Raw genomic sequence first — 602 nt, forward strand, 5'->3', positions numbered from 1 at the left:
TGCGAACTTCGTGGTGTTCATCTACGAGGGTGGTGACGGGGCGAACGAGCCCTGGTCGGTGGACAGCTACTTGCTGACTGACACAGACCTGCCCCAGGTATGGCGTTAGCTGCACCAGAACCTGCCAGTCGATTCGTGCTGGTCGCTCGGCGTCGTGGTGGACCCGGCGCATCCGACGCCCGAGTCGAAGGTGAAGGTCGATTGGATACTTGGCGCCGACGTTCTGAACGCGCATCCGCATCACCGGTCACCCGCTGACCAGACTGTGGCGGAGGAAATGCTGGCTCGACGAAATGGGGTGACTCTGCCGTAGATGGCGTGCACGCTCATGCCGCTTCGGTAGCCCGAATGCGAGGCAGGTTGGCAGGGCAGTTGCCTGCTGCCCGGCGGTCGCTAGGACGCGGTGGCGGCCGCGGCAATAGCTGCGTACTTGCGGTCCGGCCGGTCCAGGGGCTGCTGCCTCAAGCGCTGGAGTTCGGTGAAACCGGCCTTTGTCAGCCGGGCCTGGTCCCGCTGGATGCCGGCAAGGTCCGGCAACGCGCCGACCGCATCGCTGCCGGGCTGCCCGACAGTTGTTGGCAGCGCCGCTCGGCAGGCCAAGG

Annotated in this window: 1 protein-coding gene; it reads right to left on the bottom strand. The window is 66.1% G+C overall.

The window, feature by feature from the left end; genetic code table 11:
• Positions 1-393: 393 nt before the first annotated feature.
• Positions 394-602: hypothetical protein (locus tag ABD287_RS18440; RefSeq protein ID WP_344174821.1), on the bottom strand; the 209-nt coding region annotated here is incomplete at its 5' end.

Origin of the sequence: Pilimelia columellifera subsp. columellifera, from assembly GCF_039532605.1 — a bacterium.
In the GTDB taxonomy this organism is placed as follows: Bacteria; Actinomycetota; Actinomycetes; order Mycobacteriales; family Micromonosporaceae; genus Pilimelia; species Pilimelia columellifera.